Below are 253 nucleotides of genomic sequence, written 5' to 3'. Positions count from 1 at the left end.
TTGTATTCCTCGATGGTCTTAGGCTGCTCGAAAGCGTTGCGACGCATGAGCGGGTAGGCGCGGTTGATTTCGAAGCCGCGGATGCCCTTCAGGTAGGCGTCGGCGATGATGACGGCGGCGTGGTCGCGACCATGGCGGAGGTGTAGCTGTTCCACATGGGGAAGATGGGAAGGAAGCCGCCCTCTTCGCCTTTGTAGATGAGCGAGCGCACCATGGCGGCGTCGCGGTCGGGGTCAATGATGGTGAGCAGCGG

General features: G+C 62.1%; 1 pseudogene. It reads right to left on the bottom strand.

From position 1 onward, the window contains the following. Positions 1–241 (bottom strand): annotated as a pseudogene (locus JAO32_RS20160) (glycoside hydrolase domain-containing protein); the annotation flags it as partial. Between the last annotated feature and the right edge of the window lie 12 nt (positions 242–253).

The sequence above is a fragment of the Terriglobus sp. ADX1 genome (assembly GCF_036877645.1).
Taxonomy (GTDB): Bacteria; Acidobacteriota; Terriglobia; order Terriglobales; family Acidobacteriaceae; genus Terriglobus.
This window is presented reverse-complemented; position numbering and strand designations above follow the sequence as displayed.